The sequence below is a fragment of the Kolteria novifilia genome, assembly GCA_007748055.1.
GTDB classification, from domain to species: domain Bacteria; phylum Planctomycetota; class Planctomycetia; order Kolteriales; family Kolteriaceae; genus Kolteria; species Kolteria novifilia.
Genome location: CP036279.1, coordinates 3,451,706 through 3,474,242, shown reverse-complemented (window position 1 = coordinate 3,474,242; position 22,537 = coordinate 3,451,706). Strand labels below are relative to the sequence as shown.

General features: G+C 61.4%; 18 protein-coding genes. 10 read left to right on the top strand and 8 right to left on the bottom strand.

The window, feature by feature from the left end:
* Positions 1-183 precede the first annotated feature (183 nt).
* The 4 genes from Pan216_RS12660 to lpdA all read left to right on the top strand — a co-directional run bounded on the left by Pan216_RS12660 (position 184) and on the right by lpdA (position 6,788).
* Positions 184-918, top strand: a complete 735-nt coding sequence (locus Pan216_RS12660; RefSeq protein WP_419193593.1) for an HAD-IA family hydrolase — start codon at positions 184-186, stop codon at positions 916-918.
* Positions 919-1,126: 208 nt separating this feature from the next.
* Positions 1,127-3,811: a pyruvate dehydrogenase (acetyl-transferring), homodimeric type gene (gene aceE, locus Pan216_RS12655; protein ID WP_145258341.1), complete on the top strand. Its 2,685-nt coding sequence runs from the start codon at positions 1,127-1,129 to the stop codon at positions 3,809-3,811.
* Positions 3,812-3,883: 72 nt separating this feature from the next.
* The gene (locus tag Pan216_RS12650) at positions 3,884-5,209 is read left to right on the top strand and encodes a 2-oxo acid dehydrogenase subunit E2 (protein ID WP_145258340.1); all 1,326 of its coding nucleotides are present in this window, start codon (positions 3,884-3,886) and stop codon (positions 5,207-5,209) included.
* A gap of 148 nt (positions 5,210-5,357) precedes the next feature.
* Positions 5,358-6,788, top strand: coding sequence for a dihydrolipoyl dehydrogenase (gene lpdA / locus Pan216_RS12645; RefSeq protein WP_145258339.1), 1,431 nt, complete (start codon positions 5,358-5,360; stop codon positions 6,786-6,788).
* A gap of 22 nt (positions 6,789-6,810) precedes the next feature.
* On the opposite strand, the gene Pan216_RS12640 is transcribed toward lpdA, so the two are convergent.
* On the bottom strand, positions 6,811-7,038 hold the full coding sequence (locus tag Pan216_RS12640; protein WP_145258338.1) for a hypothetical protein: 228 nt from the start codon (positions 7,036-7,038) through the stop codon (positions 6,811-6,813).
* A gap of 8 nt (positions 7,039-7,046) precedes the next feature.
* Positions 7,047-7,415, bottom strand: a complete 369-nt coding sequence (locus tag Pan216_RS12635; protein ID WP_145258337.1) for a 4a-hydroxytetrahydrobiopterin dehydratase — start codon at positions 7,413-7,415, stop codon at positions 7,047-7,049.
* Between the two features lie 339 nt (positions 7,416-7,754).
* Here Pan216_RS12635 and Pan216_RS12630 point away from each other — a divergent pair, with 339 nt between their 5' ends.
* Positions 7,755-9,155 carry a sulfatase family protein gene (locus tag Pan216_RS12630; RefSeq protein ID WP_145258336.1) on the top strand — a complete coding sequence of 467 codons (1,401 nt, stop codon included), beginning with the start codon at positions 7,755-7,757 and terminating at the stop codon, positions 9,153-9,155.
* Positions 9,156-9,254: 99 nt separating this feature from the next.
* On the opposite strand, the gene Pan216_RS12625 is transcribed toward Pan216_RS12630, so the two are convergent.
* From Pan216_RS12625 to Pan216_RS12615, 3 genes are all read right to left on the bottom strand, one after another.
* The gene (locus Pan216_RS12625) at positions 9,255-9,920 is read right to left on the bottom strand and encodes a hypothetical protein (RefSeq protein ID WP_419193592.1); all 666 of its coding nucleotides are present in this window, start codon (positions 9,918-9,920) and stop codon (positions 9,255-9,257) included.
* A gap of 86 nt (positions 9,921-10,006) precedes the next feature.
* Positions 10,007-11,449 (bottom strand): Gfo/Idh/MocA family protein, encoded by a 1,443-nt coding sequence (locus tag Pan216_RS12620; protein ID WP_145258335.1) that lies wholly within the window; start codon positions 11,447-11,449, stop codon positions 10,007-10,009.
* Positions 11,450-11,599: 150 nt separating this feature from the next.
* Complete coding sequence (locus Pan216_RS12615) at positions 11,600-13,411, bottom strand: adenylate/guanylate cyclase domain-containing protein (protein WP_419193591.1); 1,812 nt, start codon at positions 13,409-13,411, stop codon at positions 11,600-11,602.
* A 275-nt stretch (positions 13,412-13,686) separates the two neighbouring features.
* On the opposite strand from Pan216_RS12615, the gene Pan216_RS12610 reads away from it, so the two are divergent.
* Positions 13,687-15,255 carry a class I adenylate-forming enzyme family protein gene (locus Pan216_RS12610; RefSeq protein WP_145258333.1) on the top strand — a complete coding sequence of 523 codons (1,569 nt, stop codon included), beginning with the start codon at positions 13,687-13,689 and terminating at the stop codon, positions 15,253-15,255.
* Positions 15,256-15,362: 107 nt separating this feature from the next.
* Here the strand turns inward: Pan216_RS12610 and Pan216_RS12605 are convergent, their stop codons facing one another.
* Complete coding sequence (locus Pan216_RS12605) at positions 15,363-16,586, bottom strand: N-acetylglucosamine-6-phosphate deacetylase (protein ID WP_145258332.1); 1,224 nt, start codon at positions 16,584-16,586, stop codon at positions 15,363-15,365.
* Positions 16,587-16,679: 93 nt separating this feature from the next.
* Complete coding sequence (locus Pan216_RS12600; RefSeq protein WP_145263913.1) at positions 16,680-17,675, bottom strand: ThuA domain-containing protein; 996 nt, start codon at positions 17,673-17,675, stop codon at positions 16,680-16,682.
* A gap of 234 nt (positions 17,676-17,909) precedes the next feature.
* Here Pan216_RS12600 and Pan216_RS12595 point away from each other — a divergent pair, with 234 nt between their 5' ends.
* The 4 genes from Pan216_RS12595 to Pan216_RS12580 all read left to right on the top strand — a co-directional run bounded on the left by Pan216_RS12595 (position 17,910) and on the right by Pan216_RS12580 (position 21,128).
* Positions 17,910-18,428 (top strand): ATP-dependent zinc protease family protein, encoded by a 519-nt coding sequence (locus Pan216_RS12595; RefSeq protein ID WP_145258331.1) that lies wholly within the window; start codon positions 17,910-17,912, stop codon positions 18,426-18,428.
* Between the two features lie 7 nt (positions 18,429-18,435).
* Entirely contained in the window at positions 18,436-19,341 is a 906-nt protein-coding gene (rimK, locus tag Pan216_RS12590; RefSeq protein WP_145258330.1) for a 30S ribosomal protein S6--L-glutamate ligase, read from the top strand.
* Positions 19,342-19,383: 42 nt separating this feature from the next.
* Positions 19,384-20,373, top strand: coding sequence for a succinylglutamate desuccinylase/aspartoacylase family protein (locus tag Pan216_RS12585; protein WP_419193590.1), 990 nt, complete (start codon positions 19,384-19,386; stop codon positions 20,371-20,373).
* 113 nt (positions 20,374-20,486) lie between these two features.
* The gene (locus Pan216_RS12580) at positions 20,487-21,128 is read left to right on the top strand and encodes a bifunctional 4-hydroxy-2-oxoglutarate aldolase/2-dehydro-3-deoxy-phosphogluconate aldolase (RefSeq protein ID WP_145258329.1); all 642 of its coding nucleotides are present in this window, start codon (positions 20,487-20,489) and stop codon (positions 21,126-21,128) included.
* Between the two features lie 39 nt (positions 21,129-21,167).
* Here Pan216_RS12580 and Pan216_RS12575 read toward each other — a convergent pair whose 3' ends face one another.
* Entirely contained in the window at positions 21,168-22,403 is a 1,236-nt protein-coding gene (locus Pan216_RS12575; protein WP_145258328.1) for a hypothetical protein, read from the bottom strand.
* Between the last annotated feature and the right edge of the window lie 134 nt (positions 22,404-22,537).

The window sequence follows — 22,537 nt, the reverse complement described above, 5'->3', positions numbered from 1 at the left end:
CGGCCAACGAATCCAAGCTAACAGCATGATCCACAACGACCATTTTCGCGTCAAGAGGACGTCCGACTCGCTCATCGCCGCGAAGTCCCCTCCGCACGATCGGTCTTCGGGGAAGACTGCTCTTCCACAGAAGGCAGGACGCTCTTGCCACGAATCGTCGTCCATGAAGGAGCAATGAGTCTCGTGTCCGCGCCTGATGTCGACGCCGTCCTCTTCGATGCCGGGATGACGCTCTTGGAGCCCGTCCTCCCGGTCGCCGAGATTTACCTGCAAGAGGCCCGCGAATTGGGGACGGAGGTTCCCCAAGACGAGTTTGTCGAGCGTCTACGAGGACTCTGGCCCAAGCTCGCGAGCGAGTACCGCTCCGCTCATCCCGAGCTCGAGTGCTCCGAAGAGATGGAACTCCAAGGATGGTGGAGGTTTACGCACGAACTCTCCCGCCCGTTCGCGACACTCCACGAGCAACACGACGAGTGGCTTGCTCGGCTCTTCCAGCGGTTCGACGACCCCCAGACATGGAAAACGACTCCTGGGGCGCTCGCGTGCCTGGAAGCCTGTCGCGAGGAGGGTCGCGAGGCGGCGATTGTGAGCAACTGGCACTCGTCGTTGCACGGGATCCTGCGCGGTCACGGCCTGGATCAGTTTGTCACCTTCACCTTGACCAGCGCGGAAATCGGCCGAAAAAAGCCTCATCGGGAGATTTTCCAAGCGGCATTGGACCAACTGGGCGTGAATGCGTCCAGCGTCGTCCACATCGGTGACTCCTGGGAAGAAGACGTGCTGGGGGCCGCGGCGCTGGGGATTCGTCCGGTGCATCTCGCCAAGCAACGAGCGGCTTCGACCGACTGCCCCAGCGCGGCGTGGGTCCGAAGCCTGGAAGATTTCCGAGTCGCGAAGTTGAAAACCATGAACAGGTGAGGCGAAAATCCGATGCGATCGCGACTCTCTTCGCGGAGACTCGCCCACTTCCCCGATAATTGGCACAATCCAGGGGCCAAGTGTGGGAAATGAAGCGCGATCCGAGTATGCTGCAAGCGGTACGGTTGCGTCCAGAAGAGTCCGCATGACAACGCCGCGAACGACGTCTCAACGCGGCTAGTGAATTAGACAGAAAGAGTACGCTCCCATGCTGAAGGGTGTGACACGGGATCTCCTGAGTGAAGACATTGATCCGCAGGAGACCAGTGAATGGCTCGAATCGCTCCAGGATGTGATTCGTCGAGAAGGACCTGCTCGGGCCGGGCAGTTGCTGACGCGTCTCATCGAGGTGGCTTCGAAAGAGGGAATCGAACCCACCCGCGCCGTGCGAACCCCTTACATCAATACGATTCCCGCTTCGGAACAGCCCGTCTATCCCGGTGATCGGGCCATCGAGCGGCGCATCAAGAGTATCATCCGCTGGAACGCCATGGCGATGGTGGTCCGGGCCTCGAAAGGTAGCTCCGGTGTTGGCGGGCATATCTCGACCTACGCCTCGGCCGCGACCCTCTACGAAGTCGGCTTCAACCACTTCTTCCGTGGCCCCGATCACGATTGCGGCGGCGACTTCGTCTTCTTCCAGGGACACGCTTCGCCCGGCATCTACTCGCGCGCCTTCCTCGAAGGCCGGTTGACGCCCCAACAGCTCGACAACTTCCGCCGGGAGCTTGGTGAGGGAGGCGGACTTTCGTCCTATCCCCACCCGTGGCTCATGCCCGACTTCTGGCAGTTCCCGACGGTGTCGATGGGCCTCGGCCCGCTGATGTCGATCTACCAGGCCCGGCTGATGCGCTACCTCGAGAACCGAGGATTGCGTCCCGCCTCCGACGCGAAGGTCTGGTGCTTCGTCGGCGACGGTGAATGCGACGAGGTCGAAACGCTCGGCGCCCTGTCGATCGCGGTTCGGGAGAAGCTCGACAACCTCATCTTCGTCGTCAACTGCAACCTGCAACGTCTTGACGGGCCCGTCCGCGGCAACGGGAAGATCATTCAGGAGCTCGAAGGAGTCTTCCGAGGCGCGGGGTGGAATGTCCTGAAAGTCGTCTGGGGGAGCCAGTGGGATCCCCTGCTCGCCGCCGATCATGACGGATTGCTCGTTCGCCGGATGACCGAATGCCTCGATGGTGAGTACCAGAAGTACAAAGCCGCCGGTGGCGACTGGATCCGCGATCACTTCTTCGGAGCCTACGACGAACTCAAGCGGCGCGTCGAGCACCTCTCCGACGAGTACCTCAAGAACATCAAACGTGGTGGGCACGACCCCGAGAAGGTCTTCGCGGCCTATCAAGCGGCGACGACCCACTCCGGTACCCCGACGGTCGTTCTCGCCAAGACGATCAAGGGATACGGCCTCGGCGATGCCGGCGAAGGTCAAATGTCGACCCACCAGCAGAAGAAGCTCAACTTCGACGCGGTGCGGGAGTTCCGCGATCGTTTCGGAATCCCGATTCCCGACGACAAGCTCGAAGAGGTTCCCTTCTACGTGCCGCCGGCCGACAGCCCGGAGATGGAGTATCTCCACCAACGGCGAAAAGAACTCGGGGGCTACCTTCCCCAACGCTCGGTGAAGGCCCCCAAAGTCGAAACGCCCAAGCTGGAAGACTTCACGTCGATCCTGAAGGACAGTGGCGGCAAAACGTCTTCGACGACGATGGCATTCAACCGAATCCTTCAGATCCTGCTCAAGAACAAGGAGATCGGCGACAAAGTCGTTCCGATCATTCCCGACGAGGCCCGTACCTTCGGGCTCGAACCGCTCTTCCGCCAGTGCGGCATCTACGCTCCCAGCGGTCAGCTCTACGAACCGGTCGACTCGGACAACCTCTTCTACTACAAGGAGGCCAAGAACGGCCAGATCTTGGAAGAGGGTATCAATGAGGCCGGGTCGATGTGCTCATTCATCGCCGCCGGGACCTCCTACTCGACCCACGGAATCAACATGATTCCGTTCTACATCTACTACTCGATGTTCGGATTCCAGCGGGTGGGCGACTTGGTCTGGGCCGCCGCTGATTCGCGCACGCGGGGCTTCATGCTCGGCGGGACCGCGGGACGCACGACACTCAACGGCGAAGGCCTACAGCACCAGGATGGCCACGGCCATCTCTGCATGTCGGTCGTTCCCAACCTCGTCTGCTACGATCCGGCTTACGCCTTCGAAGTCGCCGTCATCATCCAGGACGGCCTTCGCCGGATGTATCAGGAACAAGAGGCCGTCTTCTACTACATCACGGTCTACAACGAGAACTACGAGATGCCGGCGATGCCCGAAGGGGCCGCCGAGGGTATTCTCAAGGGAATCCACAAGCTCACCAGTCGTGACGTGTCCGGATCGCCCGCTCGGCCGCAACTCTTCGGAAGCGGCTCGATTCTCCAGGAAGCCCTCAAGGCTCAAGAGATCCTCGCCGAGCGATTCGGTATCGCCAGCGATGTCTGGAGCGCGACCAGCTACACCGAACTACGTCGCGACGCTCAAGCGACCGAACGCTGGAACCGACTCCATCCGGAAGAGACTCCCCGCAAGTGCTACCTCGAGCAGACGTTCGAGGGCATCGAAGGCCCATTTGTCTCCACCAGCGACAACATTAAACTGGTCGCCGATCAGGTCGGTCACTGGCTTCCCGAACCCCTTATCGGGCTCGGCACCGACGGTTTCGGTCGAAGCGAGTCACGAGAGGACTTGCGGGAGCACTACGAGATCAACGCCGACTACGTCATCTTCGTCACGTTGGGAGAGCTCCTTAAACGCGGCAAGATCAAGCGTGAGGTCTTCGACCAAGCCAAAAAGACGCTCAACGTCGATCCCGACAAGTCCGATCCAGTACTGGCTTAACGATTTTCGCGATTCGTCTTCGAGCCCAGTCATCTTGGGCTCGGACGTAAAATCCCCGACCATGGAATCACAATGACGATTGAGTTCAAGATCCCCGATCTCGGAGAGAATGTCGAAAGTGCCGACGTCGGCCAGGTCATGGTTGCCGAAGGCGACACCATCGAAGCCGAACAGCCGGTCCTCGAGGTCGAGACCGAGAAGGCGGTCTTCGAAGTCCCCTGCCCCCACGCGGGCACCGTTTCGAAGATCCACGTCTCCGAAGGCGACAGCGTTAGCGTCGGGACGCTGGTCTTGACTCTGGAGGAAACCGGTAGCAACGGCACCGCCGCTTCCGCCGCCGCAAGCGCGGAACCCGAGGCCAAGAAGGAACCGGAAGAGCCCGCCAAGTCGGAACCGGATACCTCATCCGCTCCGCAACCGTCCAAAGCGGATCCTGAGGCGGCAAGCGCCAAACCGGCGCAGACCGCCGCTCCCGCCACGACGGCGCCCTCCAAGGATCAGCCTCCCGCGCCCGCCGGCCCGGCGACGCGACGTTTGGCGCGGCAACTCGGTGTCGATCTCCACGAAATCACCGGCAGCGGTCCGGGTGGGCGAATCACGCAGGACAACGTCAAGGAGTTCGTCAAGAACCGTCTCGCCAACCCTGTCGGTGGCGGCACAACGGTGGCGGCTCCCCCCCTGCCCGATTTCAGTCAGTGGGGCGAAGTCGAACACGAAGCCCTGAACAAGATCGCCAAGACCTCCGCGAACAACCTGTCGTTCGCTTGGCAGACCGTCCCCCACGTGACGCAACACGACTTGGCCGACGTCACCGATCTCGAGGCGGCGCGTCGTCGGTTCGTCAAGTCCCACGAGGGCGCCCCGAAGATCACCATGACAGTCCTCGCCGTCAAGGCGGTGGTGGCCGCGCTCAAGGCTTACCCACGCTTCAACGCGAGCATCGACATGTCTCGCGGCGAATTGATTCTCAAGAGGTACTTCCACATCGGGGTCGCGGTCGACACTGAGAACGGGTTGGTCGTGCCGGTCATTCGCGACTGCGACCAGAAGAGCCTACTCGAGTTGGCCGCCGAACTCACGGACATCGCGGGCCGCGCCCGAGCTCGCAAGTTGGGTCCCAACGACATGAAGGGCGGCACTTTCACGATCTCCAACCTCGGTGGGATCGGCGGCACGGGTTTCACCCCGATCGTCAACTACCCCGAAGTGGCGATTCTCGGCATGGCACGCTCCCGCCAGGAGTACGTTCCTTCCGAGAGTGGTCCCGTGGCTCGACTGATGCTCCCTCTGTCGCTCTCGTACGATCATCGGGTCGTCAACGGCGCCGACGGCGCTCGCTTTATCGGCAAAGTGACGTCCCTCTTGTCCGAGCCGTTCCAACTTCTTACCGAACTGTAAACCACGACTTCGGATGGGAGCTCGTCGCGAGTTCTCCAAGTCGACCCTTCCCCGCGACAGGTTTGCTTCGGCGTCGCGACCCGCGAGGAGCAAGGGAGAACACCAAGCCGTCCCCTCCTCGGGACGAAGATCAAGGGAGTGAGCCTCAATGGCCGGTGCCGTCGTTGAAACGGAAGTCGTTGTCCTCGGAGGTGGCCCGGGTGGCTATGCCGCCGCCTTCCATGCCGCCGATCACGGCATGAAGGTCGCCCTCGTCGATCTCGACACGGCCCCCGGAGGCGTCTGCCTTCACCGCGGCTGCATCCCCTCAAAGGCACTGCTCCACGCCGCCAAGCTACTGAACGAGACTCGCGAAGCGAACGAGTGGGGCTTGAGCTTCGGCGAACCCAAGATCGACTTGGATCGACTTCGAGGCTGGAAGAACGAGGTCGTCGACAAGCTCACCGGAGGCGTTCGGGAACTCTGCCAACGGCGCGGTGTCGATCTGATCCGCGCTCGTGGTACCTTTAAGAGTTCCCAGTCGATCGCGCTTGAGGCCGTCGACGACTCCGCCCTGGTTCCGACAGAGATTCGTTTTGAACATGGGATCATCGCCACCGGCTCGGTTCCGGCGATGCCGGAGATCTTTCGGATCGGCGACGAGCGCGTCATGGACTCGACCGGCGGCTTGGACCTCAAGGACGTGCCCAAGAAGATGCTGGTCATCGGAGGTGGCTACATCGGCCTCGAGATGGGGACCGTCTACGCGGCCCTCGGCTCCGAAGTGACGGTGGTCGAGTTCACCGACGGACTGCTTCCGGGCGCCGATCGCGATCTGGTCCGCCCGCTCGCCAAGCGACTCGAGAAACAGTTCGCCAACATCCACCTCAAGAGCAAAGTCGACTCGCTCGAGGCCAAGCCCGAGGGAATCGTCGCTCACATCACCGGCGAAGGCGTCGAACCGGAGCAACTCTTTGATCGCGTCCTGGTCGCCGTCGGGCGACGCCCGAACAGCGCGAACCTCGGACTCGAGACGACCAAGGTGAAGATTGACGAGAAGGGATTCGTCGAGGTCGACTCGTCGCAAGCCACGGCCGATCCCCACCTCTTCGCGATCGGCGATATCGCCGGAGAGCCCATGCTCGCGCACAAGGCGTCCCGCGAGGCGAAGATCGCGGTGGAAGTGATCGCCGGAGAGCCCGCGGCTTTCGACAACATCGCGATCCCCGCGGTGGTCTTCACCGATCCGGAGATCGCCTGGTGTGGGTTGACCGAGAACGAAGTGAAGAAGCAGAAGAAGGAAGTCGCGATCGTTCGCTTCCCTTGGGGAGCTTCCGGACGCGCTCTGACGCTCAACCGGACCGAGGGGATGACCAAGCTGCTCGTCGATCCGAAGACCGAGCGGATCCTTGGGGTGGGCATTGTCGGCGTCGGCGCCGGCGAACTGATCTCCGAAGGCATTCTCGCGGTCGAGACCGCGGCGGTGGCCCGCGATCTCGGCGACAGCATCCATCCGCATCCGACCCTCACCGAAACGATGATGGAGTCGGCCGAAGCGGTCTTTGGACAGGCGACGCACATGTATCGCCCGAAGAAGTAGCCCTTTCCCCCGCAATGCGACGTCAGCGGCGATCCCTTGGCTCCAATGGCCGCCATGGCGGGACGAACGGGATCGGTCCCTCGATCGTTCTTCTGTGCTTGCGAATGAGCACCAGCGCGACGCCGACGAGAAAGATCCCTAAGAGATTGAGCTTGAACGTCGTCGCCACGACAGCGCCAATCATCCCCGCCACGACAAGTTGATTGAAGTGCGGCATGGACCACTCGCCACGACGACGGGAAACGGACATGCGGCCTCCTAGGTCCTCAGCGCCACGGGAATCTCGTCGATCTTCGCGGCGAGGATGAAGTCGTTCTCCGACAATCCACCGATCGCATGCGTCCAAATCTCGATCGCGACGTTGCGATAGCTGGAGAGATGGAGGTCGGGATGATGCCCTTCGTCCTCGGCCAGTTGAGCGATCTTGTTGAAGAACTCCATCCCGGCCATGAAGTTCTTTACCTGCCATTGCTTGCGAATCCGCAGGCCGTCCTCGGTGAGTGTCCAGCCCTCGAGTTTCTCAAGCTGCTGTTTCGACTCCTCGAGCGTCAGCCTCGGAACGCCTCCCTCGCAAGGAACGCACTTCTTCTTCAACAGTTGAGCGGTCTCATGAATCTGGACAGCCATGTTCACCTCCGCGAAGTAACAGATCTCGTGACAGGAGCGCCGTCGCGGACAGCCGGTTCCGCGTCCTCGGTGCCCCTCTTCCTTTGGCAAACGACAACCACAGTGCCGTTTCCCTCGCGCTCTCATTATGCGCTCGTTCGGGCGGATCAAGAAATGCTCGATGTCCCGTGCGCATCAAGATGGGTAGGGAGATGATGACCTGCGACGATCGAGCTCGCCCGATTCACCGGGTCATGATCTTTGTCAACCATCGAGGGACGGCAGTCAGTATACTGGGCGAAACTGGACCTGCCTTGCGGACTCACCCAAACAACATGCCATGGGGGGACACTTTCGCCAATGAGAACGATCGTACTTGCACTTGTCGCAATCGCGACCACGACGGGCTTCGCGCTTGGAGCGGAGAAGAACGTCATCCTTTTCGTCACCGACGACCAAGGATGCGATGCCGGCTGCTACGGAAATCCGGTCATCAAGACGCCGAACATGGACCGGCTCGCGGCCGAGGGAACGCTCTTTCCCTACGCGTTCGCGACGACCGCTAGTTGCAGCGCCAGCCGTTCGGTGATCCTGACCGGGCTCTTTAACCATGCCAACGCCCAATACGGCCACATGCACTCGTATCACCACTTCACGACCTACGATAAGGTCAAGTCGCTCCCGGTCCTCCTGGGCAGCGCCGGCTACCGTACCGCCAGCATCGGCAAGTTCCATGTCGCTCCCGAGAAGATCTATCACTTCGACACGTATTTGAAGGGAAACAGCCGAAACGCCGTCGAGATGGCGGAGAAGAGCAAGGACTTCATCGGCGCCAAGAGCGACAAGCCCTTCTTTCTGTACTTCTGCACCTCCGATCCCCATCGGGGTGGCGGGACCGCGGACGATCTTCCCGGCAAGCCGAATCGCTTCGGCAACGGCAAGGACTATCCAGGGGTGAAAGAGGTCGTCTATGACCCGAAGGACGTGATCGTTCCGCCGTTTCTTCCCGACACCCTCGAGTGCCGCGCGGAACTGGCTCAGTACTATCAGTCGGTCTCGCGGATCGACCAAGGCCTCGGCCGGCTGATCGAGATCCTCAAGGAGACCGGCCACTGGGACGACACGCTGATCCTGTACATCTCCGATCACGGCATCGCCTTTCCCGGTGGCAAGACCACCGTCTACGAGCCGGGCTTGCGTTGTCCCTGCATCGTCCGCGATCCCTACGTGAAGAAGAAAGACGTCGTCTGCAACGCGATGGTGAGCTGGATCGACATCACCCCGACGATTCTCGACTTCGCGAACGCGACGCCAACGAAGTACAAGTTCCAGGGACGTTCGTTCCTCTCGATCCTCGACAAAGAGAATCCCAAGGGCTGGGACGACATCAACGCGTCGCATACCTTCCACGAGATCACGATGTACTACCCGATGCGCGTCGTTCGCGATCGTAAGCACAAGCTGATCTGGAACATCGCGTACCCGCTGCCCTACCCCTTCGCATCGGATCTCTGGGCGGCGCCGACTTGGCAGAGTGTCTGGAAGGATGGCCCCGACGCCAAATACGGCCAGCGATCCGTCAAGGACTACATCCAGCGACCGGAGTTCGAACTCTATGACTTGGAGAAGGATCCCAACGAGTCGAAGAACTTGGCCGACGATCCGGCCTACGGGTCGCTGCTCGATGAAATGAAGGGAAAGCTCAAGAAGTTTCAGAACAAGACGAAGGATCCGTGGGTACTCAAGTGGACCTACGAATAGTTCCCGTTCGAGTGAGAGACGACACGAAAATGCCCGCGTACGAAGCGCGGGCATTTTCATTTTCATCTTGTGTTGGCAAACACGTCGCGGAAAGGACTGTTAGCGGCCCTGCAGCTTGATCTCGTCGAAGGCGTTCATGTCATCGAAAGAGCCGATTCCGACACGTCCTTTGCCGAAAGTCTTGTCGACGACCTCCATGTGTGGCTTGGACATGTCGTCGAAGTAGATCTGGATGGCGCCCGACTTCGTGTCGCGAACGACTTTGACGTCGTGCCAGCCACCATCCCAGGGCGTAAGGTTCTCGTTCTTGGTCAACGCCTTGCGCGGAGCGTCCTTGACGATCATGATCTGGCCGCTGTGCGGATCGGGCTTGGCGCCGAGATGGACGTAGTAGAAGTTCGACGGGTCCTGATAGTTGAAGAAGACGCAGCAGTCGCGATGATTGCCGGTATCCTTGGTGCTCTTCGCCTTGAAGGTCAGGACGAAGTCGCCGACCTCGACGTCCTTCATCAGCGCGATGTGACCGGGACTACGAACCTTCGGTTTGTAGTCGCTCTTGCGCTGGGTGATTGAAAGGCTCTTGCCTTTGCCGTGCTCCTGCAAATCCCACGAGCCGGGATCGACGAATTCCCACTTCTCGGTGTGAACCCCGCTGTCGAAGTCGTCCTCGAAGACGACCGGCAGGTCCGAGGTCGAGGGGTCGGCGGCCTGCGCGGTGACCGCGAGGCACGTCGTGACAAGTGATGCCGCCAGAAGAATACGCATCGGTTCCTGTGTCCTTTTAGACAGTCTTGAAATCGCCCCAGGGCCACCGCGGATCGGGCGGCCTTCCCAGTGAGCGGAGGTCGCTTCTACGTCAGGTTAGGTACTTCGTATCCCTTGCGGTACTGCCGCTTGAGGAACGTGTTGGCCTTGTCGGCATGCGCTCCGACGAACTGCTCCTTCTCGGGATCCATCGTGAGCATGGGGCTCATCTTGATCGCCTCGGCGTCCATCGTCAGATCGTGGGCCCCGAGATGAGCTTGCATGTCCGCGAGCAGGTCCTGCCACTGCTTCACGTAAACCGATTTGGCCTCGTCCATGGAAAAGGCCCCACCACTCTGGTAGGCGATATTGGCCAGGTTGCACCAGCCGGTACTGTCATGACCGACCTGGATCTCGGCATTGAGCAGCGAGCGATCGCGCTTGCGGACCGCGTCGACGAAGTTCTGTTGGTGACGCTTTCCGCTATCTCCCTTGAACTTCTGAATCAGCTTGCCGTTCTCGTCGTAGGCCGACGCTCCGCCGCGGTGCCCCTCGAAGCGACCACCTTCACAGTAGACGACATATCCGCTGCCCGGTCCGGGGTGCGGGGCGGCTTTCCCCTTGGCGCCCGGTTTGGCCGGCAAGTTCGACAAGCCAATGACGACGGGAATGTCGTCGGTGTCGAAGTAGGTGAAGTGAACATTGGGCGTGTTGCCGGCATCACCATAGACGACGCGGCCGCCACCACCGATGATCTTCTTGGGAAGCTTAACCCGATCCTGGAAGACGTTGTTGCGCACATCGTCGAGGACGTGGACGCCCCAGTTGCCCATCTCCCCGGAACCGGTGTTCCAATCCCAGTGCCAGTCATAGTGGAGCTTGTCGCGAAAGAGCGGCTCGTCCCGCGCCGGTCCGAGCCACAGGTCGTAGTTGACCGTCTCGGGAATCTCCAACGGCGTCGAGCGTTTGCCGATCGCGGGCCGGACGCCGTAGCGATTGACGCGAACGACTTGGAGATCGCCGAGCTTCTTGTCCTGGTGGAGAAACGCTTTGATCTCATCCTGCATCGGATCGGAGCGTTGCTGGGTCCCGATCTGGCAAATGCGGTCGTACTTGCGGGCGGCCGCGACGGTCTGCAAGCCCTCCCATTGACTGTGCGAAAGGGGCTTCTCGACGTAGACGTCCTTACCGGCCTGCATCGCCCAGATCGCCGCCAGACAGTGCCAGTGATTGCACGTCGCGATGACGACGGCGTCGACATCCTTCGCGTCGATCAGGTCGCGAAGGTCGGAGTAGCCGGTCGCTTGGGGATACTTCTTCTTCGCGCTGGCGACGCGGCTCTCATCCGGATCGCACAAGCCGACAATGTTGGCACCTTTCACCCCTGAAAAGGCGCTCATGAGATTGCGAGCGCGTCCCCCGCAACTGATGAAGCCCAGTCCAATTTCGTCATTCGCGTTCGCCGCACGAAGGCTTCCAATGGGAAGTGTCGCGGCGGCCCCGAGGGCGGCGGCTTGAGAGAGAAAGACCCGGCGGGTTTGCTTGGGCATCGTCGCTTTCACCTTCAACGTGTGGAATCGGTTCAGACGTCAGAGGATGACGTCAGCGTGTCGCTTGGATCGTCTAGCTTCCCCCAAGCAACCGACAAATGCAAGCGAGAATGCCGACCGCGGCCATGGGCTGGGCCGATGGCGCGACCGCTACTTCGACGTCAGCTCGAAGACCGGGTCGAACTCCTTGGGTGGCGTATTGAGACAACTGATGGCATGACCGAGAAGAAGGAGCGTCGGTTTGTCCTGATGACCTTCCGGGGTCATGATGGCGGGATAGAGAGCGTGAACCGTCTTCTCCCATTCGCCGTTCTCGTAGTGGCGTAGCGCCGTCTCGTACGTATCGCGCAGCGTCGTCCAACGGCCGTTCGAGCCGTCGCAGTAAAGTTCAAAGAGTTCGACCGGTTCCTCGAGGCCGACGACACGCACCCGGCAGAGTCGCCGTGTCGGGAAGGCGCCGTCGAGTTTCTGCTTGGTGAAACCGCTGACGATGACGGGAACGCCGAGGTGTTTGGTCGCCCCTTCGATCCTGCTACAGAGATTGACGGTATGCCCGCGAGGTCCGTACTTCAGCCTTGTCCGAGACCCGGCGTTGCCGACGAGGGACGGCCCGGTGTTGATGCCGATCCCGAGCCCCAGCGGCCGTCCGGTCACCTCGTTCCACCGCTCATTGAGTTCTGGCAAGTCGCCGATCATTTCGAGCGCCGCCCGGCAAGCGAAGTCGGGATGGCCCTCCTGCGGCTTGGGGGCGTTCCACATCGCCAGGGCCCCATCGCCCGCGTAGTCGACGACGACGCCGCCCTGCTCGATCACCCGCTGGGTGAAGGCATCCATGTAGTCTTCGGCGAGACGGTACAAGTCGTGAGGGTTGAGGCGTTCCGAGAGTCGCGAGAATCCCCTGAGGTCAAGAAAGAGGATCGTCACCTCACGCTCTTGTCCATCGAGCATGTGGGGGTCGCGTTCGAGCTCCTCGGCCAGTTCTGGCGAGAAAAAGCGAGCAAACCGTTCCCGTGACTCGAGCGCTTTTTGCTGGTGATCCATCCGCGAGCGACCGGTGCCCACACTCGCCGCGAGAAGCTGCACGATCCGGGCTTCCAACTCGGTGATGGGGTCGCCGACGAGGTCCGGCCGGAAGGAGCGCGAACCGTAGACGATGCCGGAGACCTCGTGCTCGGCGCCGAACACTGGGGACGCGACCACCGCTTCGATGCTGACGAGGCTCGCACTCTGGCTATCGGTCTCGAACCGATCATAGAACGTCCGCTTCTCCTCGACGACCGAGCGCACCACGCGACCGCTATATTCCTTGCCGAACGCCTCGGGACCGAAGCGAGCGACGATTTTCCAGCCTTCACCTTCTCGGAGCAGCACGAGGCCGCGATCGAGTCCCACCAATTCGACCAACGCCCGAGCGGTGCGCGCGTAGAACTCGTTCGAGGTGGCCGCGGCCTGCTGGACCGAGAGGACCGTCTCGAACCACTGCGTGAGCAGATCGGGGGAAATCGACTCGCGCAGCTCGATTAGGGAGTTACCACTGTAGTCGTAGCGAAACTGGATCGGCTCGTGAATCGTCGCGAGATGGCGTTCGTCGTGATCATCTGCCTCGAGTTCACCGACCCCGAGCGTTTGATCGGGTTCACTTCGGTCGCTGTGATGAATCGAAAGAGTGACGAGCGTTTCGCCAATCGTCAATTCGACCGGCATCGCGAGCGTCCGCTCCTCTCCGACGCCGATCGGTTCGTCGCCGGTGACGCGAACGATGTTGCGTTTGCTGAGGTTGGTGGCGATGACACGGCCGGATCCGACATCTTCCAATCGCAAATGATCGCGCGAGACGAAGGGATCCTGGAGAACGCAGCGGGTCAGTCCACTGGTAACGCCGGCGCGCCCAAACTCGAGTTGGTTCCCATCGTGGAGGAACTCTCGCTGTTCCCTCGGTCCCAGGACCCTGACATGAAACATTGCATTCCCGCAACTCATTGCAGCGGCCGAATGGCCCCCGCTCAAGTAGATGTACGAGCCGGCCGACGATTCCACAAGGGAGGATGACCCACGCAAGGCGAGTTGAACAACCTCCCCCGACGTCGGAAGCGATCGTGAACCGACTCCGCAGGCTTCCATTGACCACCGCGAGCGTCCCGTCCCGAAGAACCGTCGTCCCCCTTATCGCTGAGGGCCAACATTCACGTATCAACTGTTGACGAAAACGCACCGATCCCTTCCGGGAGGGAAGAGCCATGTTTCATTTGCGATATGTCATCGACAACGCCCTGAGACGCTGGCCCCACAAGACCGCCGTGTGGCACGAAGGATCCGACTGGACGTATCAAGAGCTCGAGGAGGCTTCCAACCGACTCGCAAGTGGACTTCGCAAGCGCGGGGTCGGTCCCGGAACTCGGGTCGCCCTTTTCATGCCCAACTGTCCGGAGTTTGTCCTCACCTACTTGGCGTGTTTCAAGCTCAACGCGATCGCCGTCCCCATCAATCATCGCTACACCTCCTCGGAGGTCACCTTCGCTCTCCGGCACAGCGGTGCGTCGGTCTTGATCGGTCACACCAAGTTTCAGCGCGCGCTTCCCCCGCTGGACCGTGAGGGCCCAGCGCTCTCCGACGTTTACATGGTTGGCGACCCGCGCGTCGCGCCGACGTGGACGCGTCCCTTCACCGAGCTGCTGTCTACCGGGCGTGCCGAACCGGCGGACGTGGTCGACAATCTCGATCAGCCCGCTCTGATCCTCTTCACATCGGGGTCGACCGGCAATCCCAAGGCCGCGGTCCACACGCACCGAAGTCTCTCCGCGATGGCGAGCCTAATCGCGGATGAAGAGTTCGTTCGCGGCGACCAGCGAATGCTGGTGTCGCTGCCGATCTGCTACGTCGGAGGCCTCGTTTGGCAGTTGCTCCCCACGTTGATGTCGGGGGCCTCCGCGACGTTGGCGATGAAGCCCTCCCCCGAACAGATGGTCGATTTGATCGCGTCGCGGAAAATCAGCATCACCAATTTCCTGGCCAGCGATGCCGTCGATTTCGTCGACCACCTCGAGAAGAACCCGCGTCCCCTCCCCTCGCTTGAGTACGTGGGCATCGGAGGCGACAAGGTTCCCGACCACTTACACCGTCGCTTCCGCGCGGCCGCGGGAATTCGACTGACCGAACAAGCGGGGATGACCGAATGCGGACTCTACTCCAACAATCCGGCCGTGGGGCGAGTCCGCGAAGGCTCGATGGGACGTCCCTCCGCGGGCGTCCAGATGCGGATTATCGACGATGAAGGTCGCGACCGAAGCACGGGCCAGGTCGGAGAGATCGTGATCCGAAGCTCCGGACTGATCACCGGGTACTGGAACAACGCGACCGCGACCAACGAGGCGTTCCGTGACGGCTGGTTCCACACGGGCGACCTGGCTCGTCGGGACGAGGACGGCTATCTTTGGTTCGTCGGCCGGAGCAAGCACATCATCATTCGGCGGGGCTCAAACCTCGCTCCCAAGGAAGTGGAAGATGCGATCGATCGCCATCCGGGCGTCAGGGCAAGCGTCGTCGTCGGCGCGCCGCACGAAAAGGACGGCGAGGTCCCGGTGGCATTCGTCGCGGTGAGATCACCCGGTGCCACGATCCAGGGACTGGCGTTAGAGCCATTTCTCTCCAAGACGCTCGCGACCTACAAGATTCCGGTGCACTTCGAACTCGTCGACGACCTGCCCCGCACCGTCACCGGAAAGTTCGATCGAACGGGAATGAAGCGGATCGCCGCCGACATCATGACGGGAGACGTCGCCGACTTCAGCTTGTCGGGCATCCACTAAGCCACCGTCGAACGTCGAAATTCGCGCTGGTGGTAACGCATCTCGATCTGACTGGCTGAAGAGCGGCCAGTGGCATCCGAAAGTTGGTTCTTGGACGTAGACTGGAGCTAGGGAATTGGAGCTTCGACCCCGGCGACGAAGACTCGCTGGACGCGTAGCTCGCGGGATAGGATAAGAACGTCGGCGAATTTGTTCTGCGCGAGGCTGCCGACGTCGTTCGCGATCCCGGCACGTTCCGCGGGCGTCAGGCTCGCCATCCGGATCACGCTCTCAACCGACGCCCCCGTCGCCGCTTGCATGTTGCGAACCATTCGGTCCATGCCGGCAATGGAGCTCGCCAATCGCCGTCGCCCCTCGTCGGGAACAAAGCCGACTTCACCATCGCTGCGAAAGATGGGTCCATCTTCCTGTGACCCAAAGCGGTAGTCGCCCGGCGGCATGTCCATCGCTCGACTGGAATCGGTGACGAGACAGAGCCGGCGTGGCCCCTTCATCCGGTAGGCGAATGCCAACAGCGTGGGCGAAAGATGACACCCGTCGGCGATCACCTCCGTGCTCATCTCCCAATTCGCCAAGACGAACTGCTCCATCCCCGCGCGCATCGGCGTGCCGAACCGGGCCTTGAGGCTGTCGACGGTACTCATGACGCACCAGAAGTGATCGACGTGGCGCAGCCCCAGTTCAAAGCCACGCTGCATCTCCTCCCATGTCGAGTTCGAATGTCCGCAGGTCACGAAATAGCCGCGGCGACTCGCCTCGCGATAGAAGTCTTCCGCCCCCGGCAACTCGGCGGCGCATGTCGCGATCTTGATGATGTCGAGTCCGAACGCGTGGAGGTATTCACTCGGATCGGGGGCCCGGCATCCCTTGGGCGAGTGGCATCCGACCTTCTCGGGAGCGAAATAGGGCCCGTAGTAGTGGACCCCGGCGATGCGGGCGCCGGATTCGGGAACCCAGGAGTCGCGAACGTCCCGACAGGCACCGAGCATCGCTTCGATCTGCTCGCGCGAACCGGTGGTACTCGTGGGAAAGAGCGTGGTGGTCCCGTGTCGGGCATGCGACGAGATGACCTTCCTCACGGACTCTTCGGTGGCGTCCATGAAGTCGGCTCCATCGCCGCCGTGAACGTGCAAATCGACGAATCCGGGAGAGATGTAGCCATCTTCCACATCAATGATGATCGCCCCGCGTGGGACCGTGATGTCCGAACTGCGTCCGACGGCCTGGATTCGTCCATCGCGGCACAGAACGGCGCCATCCCGAAGAATCTTGTCCGGGAGCACCACCGCACCGGTAAAAAACAACGCGTTCGGGCAAAGCGAAGGGAGCATCAATAAAGCAATCTGTTCGAAGCGGAGTACCTTTATCGTTCAACAATAGAAGCGACTATCTTCTTGATTGCCGCCGTACTGACAAGTTCAATTTCAGCGAGAAAGGCCTACCTTATGGTCTGAAGGACGCACTCCCTTCTTGTGCCCTCCCGACTTGAACGGCAGCGGATCGTACTCGCCGACGATCGTCACTTCGGACGCTTTGGGAATCGCCTCCTCCATCCCGAGGCCCCAGTAGCATGCATTGACGAGCAGCCGCCGAAGACCCTCACTTTGAAAGTCTTGCGAAGCGCCCATCGTCGTGGTGAAGACGCGCCCCTTCGACGCCCCCGGTTTCGCGGAATAGCTCTTCGTCCAAGCGATCGGCATCATCGGGTCGTTCTTCTTCCCGTCGACGGGCTCATCGTTCGGGCTCATTCCGGTCAAGACTTGCCCGAGCACTAGCGGCTGACTGTCTTCCGGCAAGGGCAGCCTTACCCCATAGACGTCGGTCGGGCCCCAGATATCGCCGTCCTTGATCCCCCTCAAGATCGGATGGCTGGCTTGATCGGGAACGACGATACCGCGAGTGCTCTCCTTGCCGTGCTTGCCGTGATGGGAGATCCAGGTTTCGCCGAGAACTTGTCTGCCGAAGCCTCCATCCCATTTCTTGCTTCGCCAGGTGTAGTCGTCGTAGGTCGAACTCTTCCCCTTGTTGAACGCGTGGGTCGCGGTACGTAGCCCGACGATTGGCCGACCCGACTCGACGTAGTCGACGATGTGCTTCATCTGCTCGTCGGGCAACTCGCGAAAGCGCGTGAAGATGATCATGAGGTCAGCATCGTCGAGTTTCTCGAGTCCGGGAATGTTGTCGCGTCGCATCGGGTTGATCGTCCCGTCCTCGTCGACGGCGAAGAGGACGGTCGTGTCGAAGCCGTGATGTTTCGAGAGGATTTTGGCGAGTTGTGGCAAGGTTTCTTCGGAACGATACTCTTCGTCTCCGCTGACCAAGACGATATGCTTGCCTTTACCGGGCCCTTTTTCCCCACGGAACGATACCCAAGAGTTGTCGTCGTCGTCGGGAGCGGCGGACAAGAGCGTGAGGACCATGTATCCAAGCGTGAGTATCTTCGAGAGCGGCACGTCGTGGTTCCTTTTGCTACGCTTGTCATTGCACGTCGAGGACATTATCGTTCGTCGTCATCCAAAGGACCAGTGGGGATGGGAGAAGTCGTCTCGGCGATGGTTCCGCGATCGATTCGTTCGGCGGATGCTGGCCAAAGCTCCAGGGTCCGCCATGGGAATGTCCACGCCATTTCATTAACAGGGAGACACGAATCGCCGATGGTTAAGCGTCCGCGACATCCCAACAACTTGGCCCCCGTCGGATGGCGCGAATGGGTGGCTCTTCCCGACCTGGGCGTCCCATTCATCAAAGCGAAGGTCGACACCGGGGCTCGCTCGTCCACACTGCATGCGTTCGACATCCACTACTTCGATCGTGACGGAGTTCCTTGGGTGCGTTTCTCCGTTCATCCGATTCAGCGCGACGCACACGTGACGATCCAGTCGGAAGCGAAGCTCCTCGATCATCGCGCGGTGCGCAGTTCAAGCGGCCACCAAACGCGACGTCCTTCCATCTTGACGACGGTTGAATTGTTGGGCAAACGCTGGGAAATTGAACTTACGCTCGCCGGTCGAGACGAGATGGGTTTTCGGATGCTGCTGGGGCGACAAGCCCTTCGTCGGCGCTTCGTCGTCGATCCAGGCCGATCCTATATCGGTGGACGTTCGATCGCGGCGTCGATCAACGCGCCTTCAACCAAGGCGGCTTCGAGCAACGCCCTCGAGAAAGGAAGCTGACAAGACGATGAAATTGGCCATCCTCTCCCGCAAGCCTTCGCTCTATTCCACCCGACGACTCCGAGAAGCGGCGGTCGAACGCGGTCATGAAGTGCAGATCGTCGACTACCTTCGCTGCTACATGGACATCACCTCGCACCGGCCGCGCGTGCTCTACCAGGGGGAACCCTTGGAGGGGCACCGCGCCGTCATCCCGAGGATCGCGGCGTCCTACACCTTCTATGGCACCGCCGTCGTCCGCCAGTTCGAAATGATGGGTGTCTTCCCCGCGAACGAGTCCCAGGGAATCAGCCGCTCACGCGACAAACTGCGCTGCATGCAACTCCTCTCCCGGCAAGGAATCGGGTTGCCGGTCACGGGTTTCGCTCACTCGACCAAGGATATCGAGGGGCTTCTCAAGACCGTCAACGGCGCTCCGTGCGTCATCAAGTTGCTCGAGGGGACTCAAGGCATCGGCGTGATTCTCGCCGAAACCCGCAAGGCCGCCGAAGCGGTCATCGAAGCGTTCCGTGGGCTCGACGCCAACATCCTCGTCCAGGAATTCATCAAGGAAGCCGGCGGTTCCGACATTCGCTGCATCGTCGTGGGAGGCAAGGTGATCGCGGCGATGAAACGCCAAGCCAAGCCGGGCGAGTTTCGTTCCAACCTTCATCGGGGAGGTAGCTCCGAGAAGATTCGCCTCACGCCCGAGGAACGCAGCACCGCGGTTCGCGCCGCCAAAGCGATGGGTCTCAACGTCGCCGGCGTCGACTTGATTCGCTCCAATCACGGTCCACTGGTACTGGAAGTAAATTCCTCGCCGGGCCTGGAGGGAATCGAAGTGACGTCGGGCATCGACGTCGCGGGCAAAATTGTCGAATTCATTGAAAAAAATGCCACCCCTGGAAACACCCGCGATCGAATCCGGGCCTGATTAGGAACTCGCCGTCGTGGGCGAAGACCTCGGAGCTGACGCTTGAGCGATGACAACTTGAACTCCGGCTCACCAATTTTCGAGCCGTTTGAGATCGGCAACACGACGTCGTTGCCGGGAAGGCGGACGCGGATCGAGATCCCGTTGGCCAGGCTCCCCTCGGAAACGTGGCTCTCGCTCCCGATCGAGGTCCTCCACGGTACCGAACCGGGCCCCACGGTCTGGCTCTCCGCGGCCATTCACGGCGACGAGCTCAACGGCGTCGAGATCATTCGCCAGACACTCGAACGCATTGATGTGAAACGACTCGCCGGCGTTCTCATTGCCGTCCCGGTCGTCAACGTCTTCGGGTTCATCAACCAGTCCCGCTACCTTCCCGACCGACGTGATCTGAACCGCTCGTTTCCCGGTTCCGCCAAGGGATCCCTCGCGGCCCGCGTCGCCCACATCTTCATGAGCGAGGTCGTCACGCGGTGCGAGTTCGGGATCGACTTGCACACCGGATCGAATCACCGCACGAACTTGCCGCAAATTCGCGGCGATATGCGAGATCCTCGAAACCGCGTCCGCGCCGAAGCGTTCGGGGTGCCCGTTCTGATCCACTCGGAAACTCGGGACGGTTCACTGCGGGAAGCTTGCCGAAAACGCGGGATTCCCGTCCTCGTCTACGAGGCGGGTGAGCCGCTTCGGTTTGACGACGCCGCCATCGAACTCGGCGTCGAGGGCACGCTCCGCGTCCTGGCCACGCTTCGCATGCTTGACACCAGCCCCTGCAACGATCGCCACGCTCCGCGCGAGGTCTCCGACTCCACTTGGGTCCGCGCCCGCCGCGGAGGCATCTTTCGCTTGCGCGTCGGTCTAGGACAGCATGTGGGCAAACGACAACCGCTCGGCGTCATCGCCAACGCCTTCGGCGATCAGCCAATGTCCGCGACCGCACCCTTCGACGGCATCGTGATCGGTCACACCAACAACCCGCTTGTCAATCAAGGCGATGCTCTCATCCACCTGGCGCGCATCGCGTCGGAGTGAAGGTCCCCGAGCACGATCGGTGGCGTGAATTCGGTCGACCGCGTGGGAACGACGTTTCGCTTGACGTCATCTCGGCGAGGGAAAAGGATGAGGCAAAGAGAGGGACCACTGCCATGCACGAATTGATGAAAGACGTCGCAACGCATCGCGTCATCGCGATCCTACGTACGAAGGACGCCTCGGCCTTGGTCGAGATCGCCGAAGCCCTCTGGCAAGGGGGCATCAAGCTCGTCGAAGTAACCATGACAGTCCCCGACGCGCTCGAGGTCATCCGCGCATGCGTCAAAGCTCATGGGGAGAAGATCGTGGTCGGCGCCGGCACGGTCCTCGATCCCGAGACCGCGAGAGCCGCCGTCGACGCGGGAGCTCGCTTTATCGTCTCTCCGGTGACCGATGTCGAAGTGATCGACGCCTCCCATCAGTGCGGCGCCATGGTCCTCCCCGGCGCGATGACGCCCAACGAGATCTATCAGGCGTGGAAGCTCGGGGCCGACGCGGTGAAAGTCTTTTCGGCGCGAGCGGGCGGGCCGGGGTTCTTGAAGGACATCAAGGGCCCGCTGCCTGACATTCCTCTCGTCCCGACCGCCGGGGTCGACCTCGCGAACGCCGCCGATTTCATCCGAGCCGGAGCGCTCGCGGTGGGATTGGGGAGCCAGTTAGTCACCGCCGAGATGATCGAAGAACGGCGCTTCGAGGAGATCACCGCGAAGGCTAGCCAACTCGTGAAGTCGGTCCAGGAAGCAGCCGGCTCTTGACGGGATGTTCATGGACTCGCTCGTCGTCCAACGCCCATCTCAGCGGCGAAAGAACGCGAAACGACCCTTGCTCTCGGCTGGCTTTGATGGAACCGGGGCCGTCGAGGTTCGCGGAGGCAGCGGATCGCCCTTCCAAGCCGACTTGATGACCCCGAAGACGCTTCGTCCGGAGGTTGTCGGCACGGCCGGCGGCGTGGCGGGAACAACGCGTCCCCTTGGCGGAAGAACCTCTTGGTGACCCGTGAACGGAGCGACCGGTTGAGTCGGCATGGGCTGAGTCCGCGTCGGCCGAGGAGATGGCGGTTCCGGCGGCGTCAGCGGAGCACCGCTATTCGTGCCGGCCGCGGCGATCGAACGGGTGAACGGTTCCGCGAGCGACATGAGGCTCCCGGCGGGATTCGGAAAGAGATGCGAGATCACTCCGGGACTCCCCGGACCGCCACGAGCGATGGAAGCGGGCGGCGTCGCCGTCGGTGATTCCGGAGGCTGGGGCCCTTGAGGAGCTTCCGTCGGAATCAGATTGCCGTAGTGGCAGAAGCAGTTATTGATCGCTTGGAGAGACGCGGCGCGAACTCGCGGAGAGGGCTCACTCGGGTTGCCGTCCTTGTTGCTGCCCGTCGCCGACATCTTGAGCGCTTCGACCGTCTTGGCGGTGCAGCAACAACCGTTGCCAAGGACGATGGCGGCATAGAGCCGGACGCACTCGTTCTTGTCCGCTCGGAGGTAGTTGATGATCCCGTTCTCGGCTTCGGGCCAGTAGCGACAGTCGACGGACGCCATGCACCGCAAATAGTCGATGCGCTCGGCCGCTTCGAGCGTGTCCTTGACCAGTTGGGCACAAGCTCCCGCCGCTCCCGGTTTGGCGAGATCCTCCGCGTCGGGTTTGACGGGACAGCACTTGATACAACCGCCGGTGGCAAGCGTGATCGGGGCGAGCGCCCCATCGATGATCTGACCGAGACAGGAAGCACAAACCGCCTTCTTGATCGCCTTGCAGATCTTTGGCAAGTCGGCCAGAAGCTGCCAGAAGTCCTTCATCAGCTCCGAGTTTTGCAAGATCGGCGCCGCACTCGCGACAATCAGCGCGATCTCCGTTCCCGACAACGCCTTAGCGGGGCGCGCGCTGGGGGCCATCAAGATCAGCGCCACCAGCATCAGGGCCACGAGCCGTCGCGACAGCGACCACCAACGACGGCGTGTGATCCCAATGCCCCTAGTCGGCTCGGACTGACGCAACTTCCCTACCGATTGGTCTGGCTTCGATCGTAAGATCACGCTATCCCTCTCGCCACCATCGACTCGACATCCATGCTTTCACGAATCGGGCATCGTCGACGCCACTCAACGTTGCGCGGGTTCGGATTGAGGCGTTCGTTCTCTTGATTCGGCATCCCCGCCCGTCGACTTTG

Bases quoted from the DNA above. Each gene is read 5' to 3' on its own strand.
- Pan216_RS12595 (WP_145258331.1), top strand. From the start codon at position 17,910: ATGGTTAAGCGTCCGCGACATCCCAACAACTTGGCCCCCGTCGGATGG.
- Pan216_RS12620 (WP_145258335.1), bottom strand. From the start codon at position 11,449: ATGCCCAAGCAAACCCGCCGGGTCTTTCTCTCTCAAGCCGCCGCCCTC.
- Pan216_RS12580 (WP_145258329.1), top strand. From the start codon at position 20,487: ATGCACGAATTGATGAAAGACGTCGCAACGCATCGCGTCATCGCGATC.
- Pan216_RS12605 (WP_145258332.1), bottom strand. From the start codon at position 16,586: ATGCTCCCTTCGCTTTGCCCGAACGCGTTGTTTTTTACCGGTGCGGTG.
- aceE (WP_145258341.1), top strand. From the start codon at position 1,127: ATGCTGAAGGGTGTGACACGGGATCTCCTGAGTGAAGACATTGATCCG.
- Pan216_RS12610 (WP_145258333.1), top strand. From the start codon at position 13,687: ATGTTTCATTTGCGATATGTCATCGACAACGCCCTGAGACGCTGGCCC.
- Pan216_RS12650 (WP_145258340.1), top strand. From the start codon at position 3,884: ATGACGATTGAGTTCAAGATCCCCGATCTCGGAGAGAATGTCGAAAGT.
- Pan216_RS12640 (WP_145258338.1), bottom strand. From the start codon at position 7,038: ATGTCCGTTTCCCGTCGTCGTGGCGAGTGGTCCATGCCGCACTTCAAT.
- Pan216_RS12600 (WP_145263913.1), bottom strand. From the start codon at position 17,675: ATGGTCCTCACGCTCTTGTCCGCCGCTCCCGACGACGACGACAACTCT.
- rimK (WP_145258330.1), top strand. From the start codon at position 18,436: ATGAAATTGGCCATCCTCTCCCGCAAGCCTTCGCTCTATTCCACCCGA.
- lpdA (WP_145258339.1), top strand. From the start codon at position 5,358: ATGGCCGGTGCCGTCGTTGAAACGGAAGTCGTTGTCCTCGGAGGTGGC.
- Pan216_RS12625 (WP_419193592.1), bottom strand. From the start codon at position 9,920: ATGCGTATTCTTCTGGCGGCATCACTTGTCACGACGTGCCTCGCGGTC.
- Pan216_RS12630 (WP_145258336.1), top strand. From the start codon at position 7,755: ATGAGAACGATCGTACTTGCACTTGTCGCAATCGCGACCACGACGGGC.
- Pan216_RS12615 (WP_419193591.1), bottom strand. From the start codon at position 13,411: ATGTTTCATGTCAGGGTCCTGGGACCGAGGGAACAGCGAGAGTTCCTC.
- Pan216_RS12635 (WP_145258337.1), bottom strand. From the start codon at position 7,415: ATGGCTGTCCAGATTCATGAGACCGCTCAACTGTTGAAGAAGAAGTGC.